At 57.2% G+C, this 13,961-nt stretch carries 15 protein-coding genes; 9 read left to right on the forward strand and 6 right to left on the reverse strand.

Annotated elements, in window-relative coordinates; genetic code table 11:
• Positions 1 to 37: 37 nt before the first annotated feature.
• Positions 38 to 382, forward strand: a complete 345-nt coding sequence (locus tag ACR0FB_RS19080; RefSeq protein WP_480621636.1) for a hypothetical protein — start codon at positions 38 to 40, stop codon at positions 380 to 382.
• Between the two features lie 199 nt (positions 383 to 581).
• Here the strand turns inward: ACR0FB_RS19080 and ACR0FB_RS19085 are convergent, their stop codons facing one another.
• Together ACR0FB_RS19085 and ettA are read right to left on the reverse strand one after the other, a co-directional pair.
• Positions 582 to 1,499, reverse strand: coding sequence for a DUF7946 domain-containing protein (locus ACR0FB_RS19085; RefSeq protein ID WP_480621635.1), 918 nt, complete (start codon positions 1,497 to 1,499; stop codon positions 582 to 584).
• Positions 1,500 to 1,560: 61 nt separating this feature from the next.
• On the reverse strand, positions 1,561 to 3,228 hold the full coding sequence (gene ettA / locus ACR0FB_RS19090) for an energy-dependent translational throttle protein EttA (protein ID WP_171638073.1): 1,668 nt from the start codon (positions 3,226 to 3,228) through the stop codon (positions 1,561 to 1,563).
• Positions 3,229 to 3,364: 136 nt separating this feature from the next.
• Here ettA and ACR0FB_RS19095 point away from each other — a divergent pair, with 136 nt between their 5' ends.
• The 3 genes from ACR0FB_RS19095 to dacB all read left to right on the forward strand — a co-directional run bounded on the left by ACR0FB_RS19095 (position 3,365) and on the right by dacB (position 6,033).
• Positions 3,365 to 3,835 carry an MOSC domain-containing protein gene (locus tag ACR0FB_RS19095; protein ID WP_171638071.1) on the forward strand — a complete coding sequence of 157 codons (471 nt, stop codon included), beginning with the start codon at positions 3,365 to 3,367 and terminating at the stop codon, positions 3,833 to 3,835.
• 32 nt (positions 3,836 to 3,867) lie between these two features.
• Positions 3,868 to 4,488 carry a nicotinate-nucleotide adenylyltransferase gene (locus ACR0FB_RS19100; RefSeq protein WP_171638069.1) on the forward strand — a complete coding sequence of 207 codons (621 nt, stop codon included), beginning with the start codon at positions 3,868 to 3,870 and terminating at the stop codon, positions 4,486 to 4,488.
• A 66-nt stretch (positions 4,489 to 4,554) separates the two neighbouring features.
• Complete coding sequence (gene dacB, locus ACR0FB_RS19105; protein ID WP_480621634.1) at positions 4,555 to 6,033, forward strand: D-alanyl-D-alanine carboxypeptidase/D-alanyl-D-alanine endopeptidase; 1,479 nt, start codon at positions 4,555 to 4,557, stop codon at positions 6,031 to 6,033.
• Between the two features lie 19 nt (positions 6,034 to 6,052).
• Here the strand turns inward: dacB and ACR0FB_RS19110 are convergent, their stop codons facing one another.
• The 3 genes from ACR0FB_RS19110 to ACR0FB_RS19120 form a co-directional block, all read right to left on the reverse strand.
• The gene (locus tag ACR0FB_RS19110) at positions 6,053 to 6,475 is read right to left on the reverse strand and encodes a tellurite resistance TerB family protein (RefSeq protein WP_152459150.1); all 423 of its coding nucleotides are present in this window, start codon (positions 6,473 to 6,475) and stop codon (positions 6,053 to 6,055) included.
• Positions 6,476 to 6,564: 89 nt separating this feature from the next.
• Entirely contained in the window at positions 6,565 to 6,939 is a 375-nt protein-coding gene (locus ACR0FB_RS19115; RefSeq protein WP_216600271.1) for an EamA family transporter, read from the reverse strand.
• Positions 6,936 to 7,661, reverse strand: a complete 726-nt coding sequence (locus tag ACR0FB_RS19120) for a class I SAM-dependent methyltransferase (RefSeq protein ID WP_171725084.1) — start codon at positions 7,659 to 7,661, stop codon at positions 6,936 to 6,938. The genes ACR0FB_RS19115 and ACR0FB_RS19120 overlap by 4 nt, the downstream gene beginning before the upstream one ends.
• Positions 7,662 to 8,024: 363 nt before the next feature.
• On the opposite strand from ACR0FB_RS19120, the gene ACR0FB_RS19125 reads away from it, so the two are divergent.
• The 5 genes from ACR0FB_RS19125 to ACR0FB_RS19145 all read left to right on the forward strand — a co-directional run bounded on the left by ACR0FB_RS19125 (position 8,025) and on the right by ACR0FB_RS19145 (position 13,421).
• A complete protein-coding gene (locus tag ACR0FB_RS19125) occupies positions 8,025 to 9,599 on the forward strand; it encodes a lysine--tRNA ligase (protein WP_480486608.1) in 1,575 nt (524 codons plus the stop codon).
• 49 nt (positions 9,600 to 9,648) lie between these two features.
• Positions 9,649 to 10,050, forward strand: coding sequence for a DUF4864 domain-containing protein (locus ACR0FB_RS19130; protein WP_171725082.1), 402 nt, complete (start codon positions 9,649 to 9,651; stop codon positions 10,048 to 10,050).
• 138 nt (positions 10,051 to 10,188) lie between these two features.
• Positions 10,189 to 12,477, forward strand: a complete 2,289-nt coding sequence (locus tag ACR0FB_RS19135; RefSeq protein ID WP_480621633.1) for a glycosyl hydrolase family 28-related protein — start codon at positions 10,189 to 10,191, stop codon at positions 12,475 to 12,477.
• Positions 12,478 to 12,621: 144 nt separating this feature from the next.
• Positions 12,622 to 12,948 (forward strand): antibiotic biosynthesis monooxygenase family protein, encoded by a 327-nt coding sequence (locus ACR0FB_RS19140; RefSeq protein ID WP_152459145.1) that lies wholly within the window; start codon positions 12,622 to 12,624, stop codon positions 12,946 to 12,948.
• A 65-nt stretch (positions 12,949 to 13,013) separates the two neighbouring features.
• On the forward strand, positions 13,014 to 13,421 hold the full coding sequence (locus ACR0FB_RS19145) for a universal stress protein (protein WP_171725080.1): 408 nt from the start codon (positions 13,014 to 13,016) through the stop codon (positions 13,419 to 13,421).
• A 3-nt stretch (positions 13,422 to 13,424) separates the two neighbouring features.
• Here the strand turns inward: ACR0FB_RS19145 and ACR0FB_RS19150 are convergent, their stop codons facing one another.
• Complete coding sequence (locus tag ACR0FB_RS19150) at positions 13,425 to 13,907, reverse strand: HugZ family pyridoxamine 5'-phosphate oxidase (protein WP_480621632.1); 483 nt, start codon at positions 13,905 to 13,907, stop codon at positions 13,425 to 13,427.
• Positions 13,908 to 13,961: the final 54 nt, after the last annotated feature.

The following is a 13,961-nucleotide window of genomic DNA, read 5'->3' on the forward strand; positions in this document are numbered from 1 at the left end:
GGGTGACAAGAGAGAGTATCAAACTAATTCTGCGGCCGTGAATACCACGCCCTGGCCGAACGCGTTGTGGTTTACGGCCTGGATGCTAAACCCAGAATTGTTCGAACTGTTGCTGGAACTCACAGAGCGGGAACAGGACCTGACAGAAAAGGTTGAAATCGTTTCCTGTGAACTTTGGTGCAGTGAGCCCTCATGGGAAGGTTCGGAGGCCGGGTTTGTTGGTGCCGGGCCAGAAGGTTTCGCGGAAACCGATCTGGCAAAGTGCTGCCCCTGCAATCAGTCCGATGTGTTTTATGTTGAGCCGCTGCTTCTTGGCGGTCGCATTCATGAGCCGGCCGGGGAAACACTCTACCGAGTGGCCGTATGCGTCGATCCATCGTGATATTCGCGCAAGCCGGGTTGATCCGGAATGGAGTGGTGTGGTCACCGATGGCGCGTTCGGTGAGCCGTAGGATGGGGTTTCACCCCATCATTTGGAAGGTTGGAGTTCGGGAGTGGTTTGGTGCGCGGGAACAGATCGTGCGGGTTTTCGGGTATGATCGTTGAGTGAGTGATGGGGTGGAACCCCATCCTACGCTTGCTCAGTTGACTAGATTGTCCACGCGTTCAACGTGATCGGCGAGAAATTTCTTAATTTTACCATCAAAGAAGCGAACAAATCTGCCAGAAACGCGAATTGGCCTTTGGTAGTATTGGCTCCAAGAGAAATCGTCTTCAGGTGGAAGCGTTTTGCTGGTCCGAAATTCGAAGCGGAAACCACGACCTAAGTCGGGTGCAAACATGACACCGGATTTTGAACTCCGACTGAAAGAGTTCACGACTCCTACTATGAAGATATATTCCTCATCTGGACGGTCTGCTTCGATCAAAGAGAGTGCCCTCGGATTGACGGCGCCGATGGGAAATTTCAGGTCCCCGGATGTAATGCCAACGACCCCGACGCTCTTTCCCACAGGTCGAAATATGTCCTTAAATGAATTTGCAGTTACGCTTCTTAGCACGTCCAATTGATCTCTATTAGACTCAATGAACTCGTCAGCTTTTTTGATTTCCTGCTTCATTTTTTCATCGCTTTGCGCTGGCGTAGTACCTGATGAGCTTTGCTTCTTTAGCAGTTCATTTTGTTCTTTCAGGAGGTCTATTATTTGTTGAGTTTCGGTGTCAGGCGACGGGATCCAAGTATCCATTGCTCTGGTTATGAAGACCGCCAATGGTGTGGAAACAACGGCACCGACCGCAGCAGCCATAACAGTTTGTTTGAATGATCCGTCTTCTGATGTTTCTAGAAATACGCTAACTTCACTTTTTGGTGCATGAGCGTTTACTTTACCGGTCGAGTAGTAGTGACCTAGGATCGCTATGGTCCGTGAGAAGCCATAAAACGAGGCGCTGGCATCATACATATCGACGCGGTTTTTGTCAGCGTCACCACCAAAAAATGCTAGTTGAAAATAGTTGTGCTGCGGCGTTTCAAAATCAATTCTCTGTAGATCAGGCATTGAACTCACTCAATTATTATCTCAATGCCTAATCGCCCCTCGGTTGTGCGTCAAGAACTCTTCACCGCGCAAACTTCTTATGTTTCAACCGCTTGGGCTCCAGCGCATCCGGTCCCAGGCGGCGCTTTTTGTCTTCTTCGTAATCCTCGAAGTTGCCCTCGAACCATTCAACATGGGCGTCACCCTCGAAGGCCAGAATATGCGTGCAAATCCGGTCGAGGAAGAAACGGTCGTGGCTGATGACCACGGCGCAGCCGGCGAAGTCGACCAGGGCGTCTTCCAGCGCGCGCAGGGTTTCGACGTCGAGGTCATTCGTCGGTTCGTCGAGCAGCAGGACATTGCCGCCCTCTTTCAGCAGGCGGGCCATGTGGACGCGGTTGCGCTCACCGCCTGACAGCAGCGAGACTTTCTTCTGCTGGTCGCCGCCCTTGAAGTTGAAGGACGAGCAATAGGCGCGGGAATTGACCTGCGCGTCGCCCAGCTGGATGATCTCGGCGCCGCCGGTGATCGCCTCCCACACTGTGTCGTTGTCTTTCAGGTCGTCGCGGGACTGGTCGACATAGGACAGCTCGACCGTGTCGCCGTATTCGATGGTGCCGGCATCGGGCTTTTCATGGCCGGTGAGCATTTTGAACAGGGTCGATTTACCGGCGCCGTTGGGGCCGATCACGCCGACGATGCCACCGGGCGGCAGGCTGAACGAGAGATTTTCGATCAGTTGCTTGTCGCCCATGTGCTTGGCCAGCCCGTTGACCTCGATCACCTTGCTGCCTAGGCGCGGGCCGTTGGGGATGACGATCTGAGCGCGGGTCAGCTTTTCGCGCTCGGACTGTTCCGCCAGCTCGTTATAGGCGTTGATCCGGGCTTTGGATTTGGCCTGACGCGCCTTTTGACCCTGACGCATCCATTCCAGTTCGCGCTGTAGCGTCTTCTGCTTGGATTTGTCCTCGCGTGCTTCCTGCTCAAGCCGTTTTGCTTTCTGCTCCAGCCACGAGGAATAGTTGCCTTCGTACGGAATGCCACGGCCGCGGTCCAATTCGAGAATCCAGCCGGTGATGTCATCCAGGAAATAACGGTCGTGGGTGACGATCAGGATGGTGCCTTTGTAGTCGATCAGGTGCTGTTGCAGCCAGGCGATGGTTTCCGCGTCCAGGTGGTTGGTCGGTTCGTCCAGAAGCAGCATGTCGGGCGCTTCCAGCAGCAGCTTGCACAGCGCCACGCGGCGTTTCTCACCACCCGAGAGGTTGGCGATGTTGGCATCGTCCGGCGGGCAGCGCAGCGCCTCCATCGAGACATCGATCTGGCTGTCCAGATCCCACAGGTTTTCCGCGTCGATCGCGTCCTGCAGGGTGGTCATTTCCTCCATCAGCTCGTCCGAGTAGTTCTCGGCGATCTCCATCGCGATCTCGTTGAAGCGGTCGACCTTGGCCTTTTTCCCGGCCACGCCCAGCATGACGTTTTCGCGAACGGTCAGGGATTCGTCCAGTTGCGGTTCCTGCGGCAGATAGCCGACCTTGGCCCCCTCGGCGGCCCATGCCTCGCCGGTGAAGTCGGTGTCCAGGCCGGCCATGATCTTCATCAGCGTCGATTTACCGGCGCCGTTGACGCCGACGACACCGATTTTCACGCCGGGCAGAAAGCTGAGGTGGATGTTTTCAAAACACTTCTTGCCACCGGGATAGGTCTTGGAGACACCCTGCATGTGGTAGACATATTGATAGGCAGCCATGTCGCGTCCTCTGGGTCGGGGAATTTGGTTGAAACGCTGGATATCCGAGCGGGACGGGCGGGGCAAGCTGGTGGTTTTGTGAATTTCGTCTTTGGGTCGGGCGGCATAGTGTGGGTGCGTTGTAAATGGGGGTGTTATGTCGGAACTGGCCGAGTTGATTGCGGGTTGGGCGCAGCCCGGTTGCGTGACTTGGATCGGAGCGCGACCAGAGCGCCGGGCCGAGATGGTGTCACTGGAGGAATCCGTGATTACTGAGGCCGGTCTGATCAGTGACCGCGCCCGCGTTGGCAAGAGAGCAGTGACTTTGATCCAGCAGGAGCATCTGGCGGCGATTGGGTCGTATCTGGGGCAGGGGCCGGTTGCGCCTGAAATCCTGCGGCGCAACCTGGTGGTTTCGGGGATCAATCTGACGGCGCTCAAAGGGCGCGAGGTGCAGGTGGGCGAGGCAATTTTGCGCCTCACCGTGATTTGTGCGCCGTGCAGCCGGATGGAAGAAGCGCTGGGCAAAGGTGGCTATTCCTCCGTGCGTGGGCACGGAGGATGGTGCGCCGAAGTCGTCCGACCCGGGCGGGTTCGGCTGGGTGATGTGGTGCAACCTGTTGATTGACAACGCCTCGCAGTTCTGAACATCAGCAGGGTATGGAGCGGTACGGCATACCCTATGCGCGACCTGGGCAGGTCGTCGGTCTGTTCGGTGGGTCGTTTGATCCACCGCATCAGGGCCATGTGCATGTCACGCTTCAAGCGATGAAGGCGTTCGGGCTGGATCGGGTTTGGTGGCTGGTATCGCCGGGCAATCCGTTGAAGGAACGCGGGCCCGCGCCCATGGACAAGCGAATGGCGGCAGCGCGGAATGTGATGCAGCATCCGCGTGTCGAAGTGACGGACATCGAGGCGCTCACAGGTACACGCGCGACTGCGGATACTCTGACAGTGTTGCAGCGATTGTATCCACAGGTCCGATTTGTGTGGCTGATGGGGGCGGACAATCTGGCGCAGTTTCACCGCTGGAAAGACTGGCGAGGGATCATGGACAGTGTCCCTGTCGGTGTGGTCGCGCGGCCCGGCGACCGGATATCTGCCCGGATGTCCAGGGCGGCACGGGTCTATGCCAAGTACAGGATCGACGGGCAGGCGCGGCATCTTTTGGGGCGGGCGCAGGCTCCGGCCTGGTGTTTCGTGAATGTGCCGATGGTTGATGTCAGTTCCACTGAGATTCGGACGCGCGGCGAATGGCGCGCGGAAGTGTTGCCGGAATAGCCTTGCCCGGCGCATAATCGCAGCGAGTGGTTGCGCGCATTTGATCTGTGGGATTTTATTCCAACTATGGCTGGTCGTTTTTCACGTCGTGAGTTTCTGGGAGGATTGGGGGCGTCTCTGATCCCGGCAACTGGTTTGGCGCAGGCGCCGCTGGTCTCGCTCAGACCGCGCGCGCGTGCGGCGCTGTTGAGTGGTGCCGAGCGTTTGGTTGCAGCCGCAGGGTTGACGGGCGAAGTTGTTTTCGCCGTCGCGGATGTGGCGACCGGAAAGCCGCTGGAGGTTTTTGGTGAAGGTGCGGGCTTGCCCCCGGCCAGTGTCGGCAAGGCGATGACCGCGCTTTACGCGCTGGACGTTCTGGGGCCTGACCACCGGTTCGAAACCCGTTTGATCGCAGATGGGCCAATTGAAAACGGGATTCTGCATGGCGATCTGATACTGGCAGGCGGGGGTGACCCGCTGTTGGATACGGATGCGCTGGCCACGATGGCGGCCAACCTGCGCGAGGCCGGAATCACCGAGGTTCGAGGAGCTTTCAAGGTCTATGACGGAGCGCTGCCCTTCGTGTTCAGCATTGATCCCGGACAGCCGGATCATGTGGGGTACAGCCCGGCGGTAAGCGGGATATCGTTGAATTTCAATCGGGTCCATTTCGAGTGGAAGCGTGCCGGCAAGGGGTACGATGTGACCATGGATGCACGCAGCGCACGATATGTGCCGGCAGTGGATGTGGCAGCCATGCGGGTCGAGAACCGCAGCTTGCCTATCTATACCTATCAGCCAAGTGCGCGGCAGGACCGCTGGACCGTGGCCAAGGGCGCGCTGGGCAATGGCGGGGCGCGCTGGCTGCCTGTGCGCAAGCCCGCATTGTACGCGGGTGATGTGTTTCGTACTTTAGCCCGATCCAATGGAATCGTTTTGAATCGGGTGCAAGTGACACGAGAGACGCCAAAAGACGTCGACCTTGTGGTGCATCGCAGCGATCCATTGAACAGTATTTTGCGCGGGATGCTGAAATACTCGACGAACCTGACGGCCGAGATGGTTGGTCTGGCCGCAACCAAAGCGCGGGGCGTTGACCCGCGCAACCTGGCGGAGTCGGCGGCCGAGATGAACCGTTGGGCGTCTCAGAGCTTTGGCGTGAACGGGATCGCGATGGTCGATCATTCCGGTCTTGGCGATGCCTCGCGTATGGTGCCGGCGGATCTGGTTGCGGCCCTGGTCGCGGCCCGGAAAATGGGCGCATTGCGCCCATTGATGAAGCCTTTTGCCTTGACGGATCGCAATGGGCGGCCGGTCAAGAACCACCCGATCAAGGTCGATGCCAAGACAGGCACATTGAACTTCGTATCCGGGTTGGGCGGTTTCCTGACAACGGCGGACGGGGTCGATCTTGCCTTTGCCATTTTTACGGCGGACGTGGCCCACCGCGCCAAGATTCCTCGCGCACAACGCGAACGGCCTGAAGGCGCGCGCAGCTGGAACCGCAGGTCGCGGAAACTGCAACGGGCCTTGCTGGAACGTTGGGGTTCGCTCTACGGAAGCTGAAACCCGTAGATTGCCCAGATCAGACCGTGTGGCGCGCGCGTGCCCCGCGTTCGATTGCGGCGGCATGCAGCCGGTCGATATTCAGTTCGTACCGGATTTCTTCCAGCAGGCGCAGTTCCGTTTCAGCGAGCGAACCGTCGGCGGCTGCAACATCGCAAGCCAGCGCATAGGCCGTTTCGTTCAGACGCTCGGGCAGGTTTTCACGGATCAGGCCAAACAGCGCATCCAAACCGTCTTCTTGTTCGAACAGGTCAAAAACAATCTGTGATACACGACGGGTCCGATCGATGTCATACCCGGCAAAGACCGGCAGCATGTTCACGGCGACTTCGATCTTGACCAGCTCGGCGGTTCGGATGTTTTCGTCAGACGCCGAGACTGCAACCATGATCGCCACAAGGCAATCCTGCGGGGACATCGGGTGGGGCACTTGCTCGGTCATGGGATGGTCCTGATTGGGGTCGTTCGAGGACGCACGATATGAGCGCAGCGGGTCAGGTTCAACACCTTGTTTCATCCACCCCCGCGCGATCAGGTGTTCATGACCATCATTCCCGAAATCAAAAGCGCGGCCCCCAGCCAGTAGCGCAGCCCAAGTGTTTCGCCGAAGAAGACGTGCGAGGCCAGTGGCACAAGAACGAAACTGAGGGCCATGAAAGGGTAGGCCTGGGACAGGGTCAGATACCGCAGGACATACACCCACAGCACCGTAGCCGAGCCATAGATGGCAAAGGCTGTCAGAAGGAAAGGATCGAACAGCGTCTGGATGAGGCCCGCAATTCCGGTGGCTTCGCGCCCGTCAATCCGGTTTCCTGCCAGTTTGAACAGGATTTGCCCGGCCGAGATCATAACTGGTGTGCACAGCAAACCAACCCAGACCAGTGTCGTTGGGGCGGGCGGAGTCATCCTTGATGCTCCGGTTCCGGTTTTTCCCCGGGGCGGTCTTCGCAATAGTAGATGTCGCGCCCCAGATCTTCGCAGACATGGATGTCCGGGCTGGGATGCACCGCGCGCAGAAAGCTGTGGGTGTAGGGGAAAAAGTTGAAATGCGGATTGAAGGTGTACCTGCTTTCGCGTTCACGCGGGACGACGATAATGACGCGTTTTCGCGCGACACGACGCAGTTCAGCGATTGCTTGCCGGTAATCCAGAAGATGCTCGATCACGTGGGTGCAGATTACGGTGTCAAAGCTGTTGTCTTCGAACGGCAGTTCTTCGATCCGAGCTGCGACATAGTCGATATTGTCGATGGCTGCCGCATCATCGACGACGAAATCCACTCCTGTCAGTTGCGTGATGTCGGGTCGGGCGGCCTTTATGCGTTGCAAAAGAACTCCGGTGCCGCAGCCGACATCGCAGATGCTTTGCCCGACGATATCCTTGGCAATCCGCTTGATGCAGGCTTCGGAATTGTCGGTGCCCTGATGTACGCGCGGATGATCGCGGTAGAGTCTTTCGTATTCGTCATCCGTCAGATAGGTTGCACGTTCACGGAATTCGGCAAGGCGCGTGATATGGTCGCCCCAAACCCTGCATGCCAGCCAATGAAAGGCGGCGCTGTCACGCAGGATAGGCGGCACGATATCTTCGAGTACAAAGCGTATACGGTTGGTGGTTTCGCGTCGCATCCCGTTTCCTCTGGTCCGGGGAACCCCCCGTGTCGCCTTTGTCTAACACTGCCCGGTGAGCGTGCGAAACAACCGGGTCAAGTTTGCGCCCGCGCCCGTGTCTTTTTTGTTTCGGGTGAACAATCGGCCCACCATTGTGGCCTGAGCAAGGCTGGCCGGTGAAAATGCAGCGCAGATATCCCGGGCAGAGTGTTTGCGGGCCATGGAACGTTTCCCTACCTGCCCGAGGGCGACTGTTTTTTGGCGCAGTGTGTCGCGAATTGCGCCACTGCTTTATTGACTCATGCTGCACTGGCACAATAGGAGGGGCCGGTCCGGTTGCATGGGGTGACCGCGGCACTTTCCCCGATGGAGCACATTGAAATGTCTGAACTGCGTGAAACCGCGATGTCGTCCAAGGCCTGGCCTTTTGAAGAGGCGCGCCGGTTGCTCAAACGCTATCAGAAGGGTGCTCCGGAAAAGGGGTATGTGCTGTTCGAAACTGGTTACGGCCCGTCTGGCTTGCCGCATATCGGAACGTTCGGCGAGGTCGCGCGGACCACGATGGTCAAGCGCGCGTTCGAGGCGCTTTCGGACATGCCGACCAAGTTGATCTGTTTTTCAGACGATCTGGACGGGATGCGCAAGGTGCCCAGCAACGTGCCCAACCCGGAGGCGCTTGAGGAACATTTGCAGCGCCCGTTGACTTCGGTTCCCGATCCGTTTGGCGAATACCCCAGCTTCGGCGAGCACAACAACGCGATGCTGCGCCGGTTCCTCGATACCTTCGGATTCGAATATGAGTTCTATTCGGCGCGTGATTTCTATCGCTCGGGCCAATTCGACGAGATTCTGAAGCGTGCAGTTGAACGCTATGACGACGTGATGGCCATCATGTTGAAAAGCCTGCGGGAAGAACGCCAGCAGACCTATTCGATCTTCCTGCCGATCCACCCGGAAACCGGTCGGGTTCTGTATGTGCCGATGAAGAAAGTGTGTGCAGAGACCTATACCGTCACATTCGATGATGAAGACGGCAAGGAATGGACCGTTCCCGTCACCGGTGGCAACGTGAAGCTGCAATGGAAGCCGGATTTCGGGGCGCGCTGGGCAGCGCTGGGTGTCGATTTTGAGATGTACGGCAAAGAACATGCTACCAACGAAAAGATCTATGACGCGATCTGCCGTGCATTGGGCGGCCGCGCGCCCGAGCATTTCAGCTATGAGCTGTTTCTGGATGAGAATGGCCAGAAGATCTCGAAATCGTCGGGCAATGGTGTCTCGATTGACGAATGGCTGACCTATGCGCCGACTGAAAGCCTAGCGTATTTCATGTACCAAAAGCCCAAGACGGCCAAGCGGATGCATTTCGACGTGATCCCGAGAGCCTATGATGAGTATCATCAGCAGCTGCGCGCCTATCCGGGGCAGGACCTGAAAGCTCAGTTGAACAATCCGGTCTGGCACATTCACGGTGGCGACGTTCCAGAATCGACCCTGATCGTACCGTTTGCTATGTTGCTGAACCTGGCGTCGGTCTCGGGCGCGGAAGACAAGGAGACGCTGTGGGGCTTTATTCGCCGCTATGCGCCGGAAGCAACGGCTGAAAGCCATCCCGATCTGGATCAGGCCGCGGGCTTTGCGGTTCGCTACTTCAACGATTTCGTCAAACCAACGCGCAAACATCGCGCACCCACGGATCAGGAGCGCGAGGCGCTGGAAGCGCTGAAAGCCGCGCTTGAGGCTTATGATGGCCCGACCGAGGACGAGGCGCTCCAATCAGTGGTCTATTCCATCGGGCGTGAGCGGTTCGACCCCATGCGCGGTTGGTTCACGGCGTTGTACGAAGTGCTTCTGGGTGCATCGCAGGGCCCGCGTTTTGGCGGCTTTATCGCGCTGTACGGTGTGCCAGAGACAATTGGCCTGATCGACAAGGCGCTGGCCGGAGAGCTGGTCTGATTTGACCTGACCCCCTATGGGGCTACTCTTTTTTGCAGGAGGTGGCCCCATGCGTCGATTTTTGCTTGCTGTATCCCTGAGTGTTGGGCTGGGGTCGGGCGCGTTTGCGCAAAACGCAGAGATCGAAGCAAACATTTCGGCGCAGATACAGGCCTTCAAGGCGGATGATTTTGCCACGGCCTTCACCTTTGCCAGCCCCAGCATCCAGCGCCTTTTTCAGAACCCCGACAATTTCGGACAGATGGTGCGCAATGGATATCCGATGGTCTGGCGTCCTGCCGACATACGTTTTCTGGAGTTGCGTGAAATTGCAGGAGCCTTATGGCAGAAGGTGATGATCACGGATGCAAACGGGCGTGTGCACATATTGGACTATCAGATGATCCCTCTGGAAGGCGGTTGGAAAATCAATGGCGTCCAATTGTTGGGCAACGCTGACCCTGCGGCCTGAGGCAACACCACCGTCACGGTGATATGAGCCGTGGTTAATTCTCTTTCGGTATTCAGACTGACGCGTTCGGGGCGGACCTGGACACGGGGTTTGGACGCGTCGCCAGATTGGCGTGGCGCGATTTAGAAAGGGTTTTCAATGAACAAGGCAATCACTGACGGCATCGTCTTCATGCCGCCTCAATTCGCGAATGGCCTGAACGTTTGGTCTGCGGGGGACGGAACGCCCGGCTCGCCCACATATGGTGGATCCGGCACGGGGGTTTTCGTGCCTGCGGATGCCGATTTTGGTGGCTGTCTGGAGATCCTGAAAGTCCAAACCACCCAACAGCTTCGATACATGGGCCAGACGCCGATTTTGCCTGGTTGCTATTTGCAGATCAAAGCGCGGGTCAAGGCGATCAGCGGCCCTTTGCCGTCGGTGCGCATAGCGGCCTGGGCCGGGGGCGCGGAGGACACGCATGTGTCAGGTGTTGTGGAGCAGGGGCCTGCAACACAGCTGTCGGGCTATGGAGCAGTGCATGAAATAACGGCGATTGTCGGAACCGGCAAACGCCCCGGCGTGGACATGCCTTGGGGGCTGGCCGCCCTGTATGGCCATTTTGGTCTGGATATTGAGGGCGCGAATGGGGCGCTGGTGCGTGTCGACGACCTAGAGATCACGGATGTCACCGGTGTCTTCTTGCGTGAGATGATCAGTGTTGTGGATGTGCGCGACTATGGGGCCATCGGCGACGGTGTGACGGATGATTCAGCTGCGTTTGAAGCGGCCGATCAGGCGGCGGGTGGCCGTCGGGTTTACGTTCCGCAAGGGACTTATCATCTGGCCGAAAACACCAGTATGACATCCGAAATGGACTTTGAAGGCACAGTCACCATGCCGGATGACAAGATGCTGTTGCTGACAAAGGATTTCCATCTGCCGGCTTACATCTCGGCTTTCGGAGACGAAGAACTGGCGTTCAAAAAAGCGTTTCAGGCCCTTCTGAACAATTCGGATCATGACTCGCTGGATTTGGGTGGTCGCAAGATTTCCGTCACCGCGCCGATCGACATGGCCGCAGCGGTTCCCAACAAGCAGAGTGGTTTTTCAACCCGTCGCGTGATCCGGAATGGTCAGTTTGATGTCAAAAGCAGTTCGGCGTGGGATACCGAAACGTTCACCTCGACTGCGACCTATGATCCGTCGGACAAAACGCGTCTGACCAATGTCGCGAATGTCGCCAACATTCCTGTTGGGTCCTACGTTGCCGGCAGCGGAGTCGGGCGCGAAATCTATGTACGGTCAAAGAATGTCGGTGCGGGTGAGATCACACTGAGTGCGCCTCTTGTGGGGGCTTCGGGGACCCAGTCTTTCACATTCTATTCACTCAAGTACCTGCTGGATTTCAGCGGCTTCAGCACGCTTCGGAAATTCGGCATGGAACAGATCGAATTTCAGTGCAACAGCCGATGCAGCGGAATTCGTTTGGCGGCCTCCGGCAGTACGTTTTCGTTGAGCGACTGTTTTATCAGCCGCCCGAAAAACCGGGGGATCACGTCGACCGGAACGGGGTGCAAGGGTATGCTGATCGATAATTGCCAGTTCCTGTCAGCAGAAGAATCCCTTGTCGTCACGGACCGATATTCCATTGCGTTGAATACCAATTCAAACGATGTGAAGTTGCGCCACAACCGAGCGGTGCGTTTCAGACATTTCGCCGTTCTGGGCGGTGACAACAACATGATCCTGGGCAACCATGTCTTTCAGGGCGATAGCATCCCGCAAGGTGTGCGTACGGCCGGTTTGATCATGATCGGCACCTACAACAGTTCCACTATCGCCGAGAATTATGTCGACAACTGTTTCGTCGAATGGACGAATGAACGCGACCCGTCGCCGACCTACACGAGTGGCTTTTCGTTCAGTGCAATGAGCATCACGGACAACATCTTTTATTCCAGTCAGGCCCCGTCCTGGTTCAGTTTCATCGTCATTCGTCCCTATGGGCCCGGGCATTTTCTCAATGGCCTGGTCGTGACCGGCAACAAGTTCCGTGCCACGAGCGGTGAAATCTTTCGAGCGGATCGGGTGGATACAAGCTTTGCCGACTTGAACAAAGACAGGCACTCGAACGTGACCTTCCAGAACAATACGTATCATGGCGTAACAAGGAAATCCGCAAACCCGTTGAGGGTTCGTTATACGCAGAACTCGGTGTCCAATCTTTGGCCTGTTTCGGCAAACGGGCAGTTGCCTTTCGACGGCAAAGCAAGAAGCTGCGATGGGGTTGCGACGATCGGTGTGCTCTCGGGGGTGTTCAACAACCACGTCTTCAGCGCGCCTCATGTTGAGGTCGAACAGGGGGCGACAGGCGACAGTTTTCTGTTGCGTTGGCCAGAGCATGTGAAGGGTACGGCCTCGGTTCTGATGCGCATGGAACGTTAAAAGGCTGTCTGGCCACCCCGAAACGGGTGGCCATTTCACTCTGATCTGACCGTAAAATGACAGACCCGGTTTGCAAGGTCGGCAGGAAAAAGGCGACGTTTCATTTTGATGTGTTAGGCTTGGGACAGAAAGTGGAGAATCCCGATGCTGAAAATCGCCAAAAACGCCAGTGTTCAAACAGTTATCACGACCTTTGAAATGACGCCCGGCACCTGTCAGGACCTTCTGGAAGCTCTGACGGATGCCTATGCCGAATTCATTTCGAAGCAGCCAGGTTTCGTTTCCGCCGGGCTGCACGTCAATGACGCGCAAACCCGAATAGCAAACTATTCGCAATGGGAACGCCGCGAAGATTTCCTTGCCATGCTGCGCACGCCTGAAATGCGCGATCGCAACCGCAAGATCAACGAACTCTGCAAAAGCTTTGAACCGGTCATGTATGACGTCGCTGAGACATTCGGCAGTTCCTGACCTGAATCAAAGCCTGCAATTCGTATCTGTTTCAAAGTTAGCCTGCAAAAACGGAGGCTCACATCATGTATCACAACATTCTGGTCCCCATCTCATTCGATGTTGAAAGAGATACATCCGGGCCTTTGAAGCTGGCCCAGATTCTGGCCACGCCAGACGCGCAGGTGACCTTGTTGCATGTGGTCGAGCATATTCCTAACTATGCAATCTCGTACATGCCGTCAGAATATCTGACAGAGGCGCGTAAGGCGATTCAGACAGAACTGGATGAACTGGCATCGCAGCTGCCGAATGCAAAGGGTTTGGTGATCGAGGGACATTCCGGCCGGACCATTCTGGATTGGGCCGAGGCGAACAAACCCGATCTGATCATAATTGCGTCCCACCGGCCGGGGATGCAGGACTTGCTACTGGGCTCTACCGCGTCTCATGTCGTTCGTCATGCGGCATGTGCCGTGCATGTGGTCCGCTGATGGCTAGAAATCCTGTGCGGTAAGGCGGCAGGCCCTGCCAAATCCGGCGTTCAAAAGACCGCCCTGGATGGCGAACCGGACCAGTCCGAAATCGGCGAAATCGATATAGAGTTTCGCTTTGGGCCGTCGCGCCAAGTACCGGTCGCGCAAGTCACCATAGCCTGCCATGTCCCGGTGAACTGGCTGAGCGATCACGTGCAATGTCAGGCGCGGATGGGTCAGCGGGTCGCCCTTGTCTGCGGGCTCTCCGATCAGAAGGGCGCAGTTGGGACAAGCGCTCAGCGCGCGCGTGTGTTCCGCAAGGGTTGAAATCAGCGAAACAGGGCAACCTGCTTCATCCGTGGCCAGCGCGATCCGCGAGACAGACGGCAACCCGGTGTCAGGGCGCAGAAAGGCCAGTGCGGCAAATTTGGCCTGAAAGAGAAGGTCCTGTGCTTGCAAGCGCGCCGCTGCGTCGGGCGTCTGATAAGGATCGGATTGGGTCACGATATCGGTTCGGCAGCAAAAAATCGGGCAGATGACGGTTCCCTGTCATTTTAA

This window comes from Ruegeria sp. P10 (genome assembly GCF_056534925.1).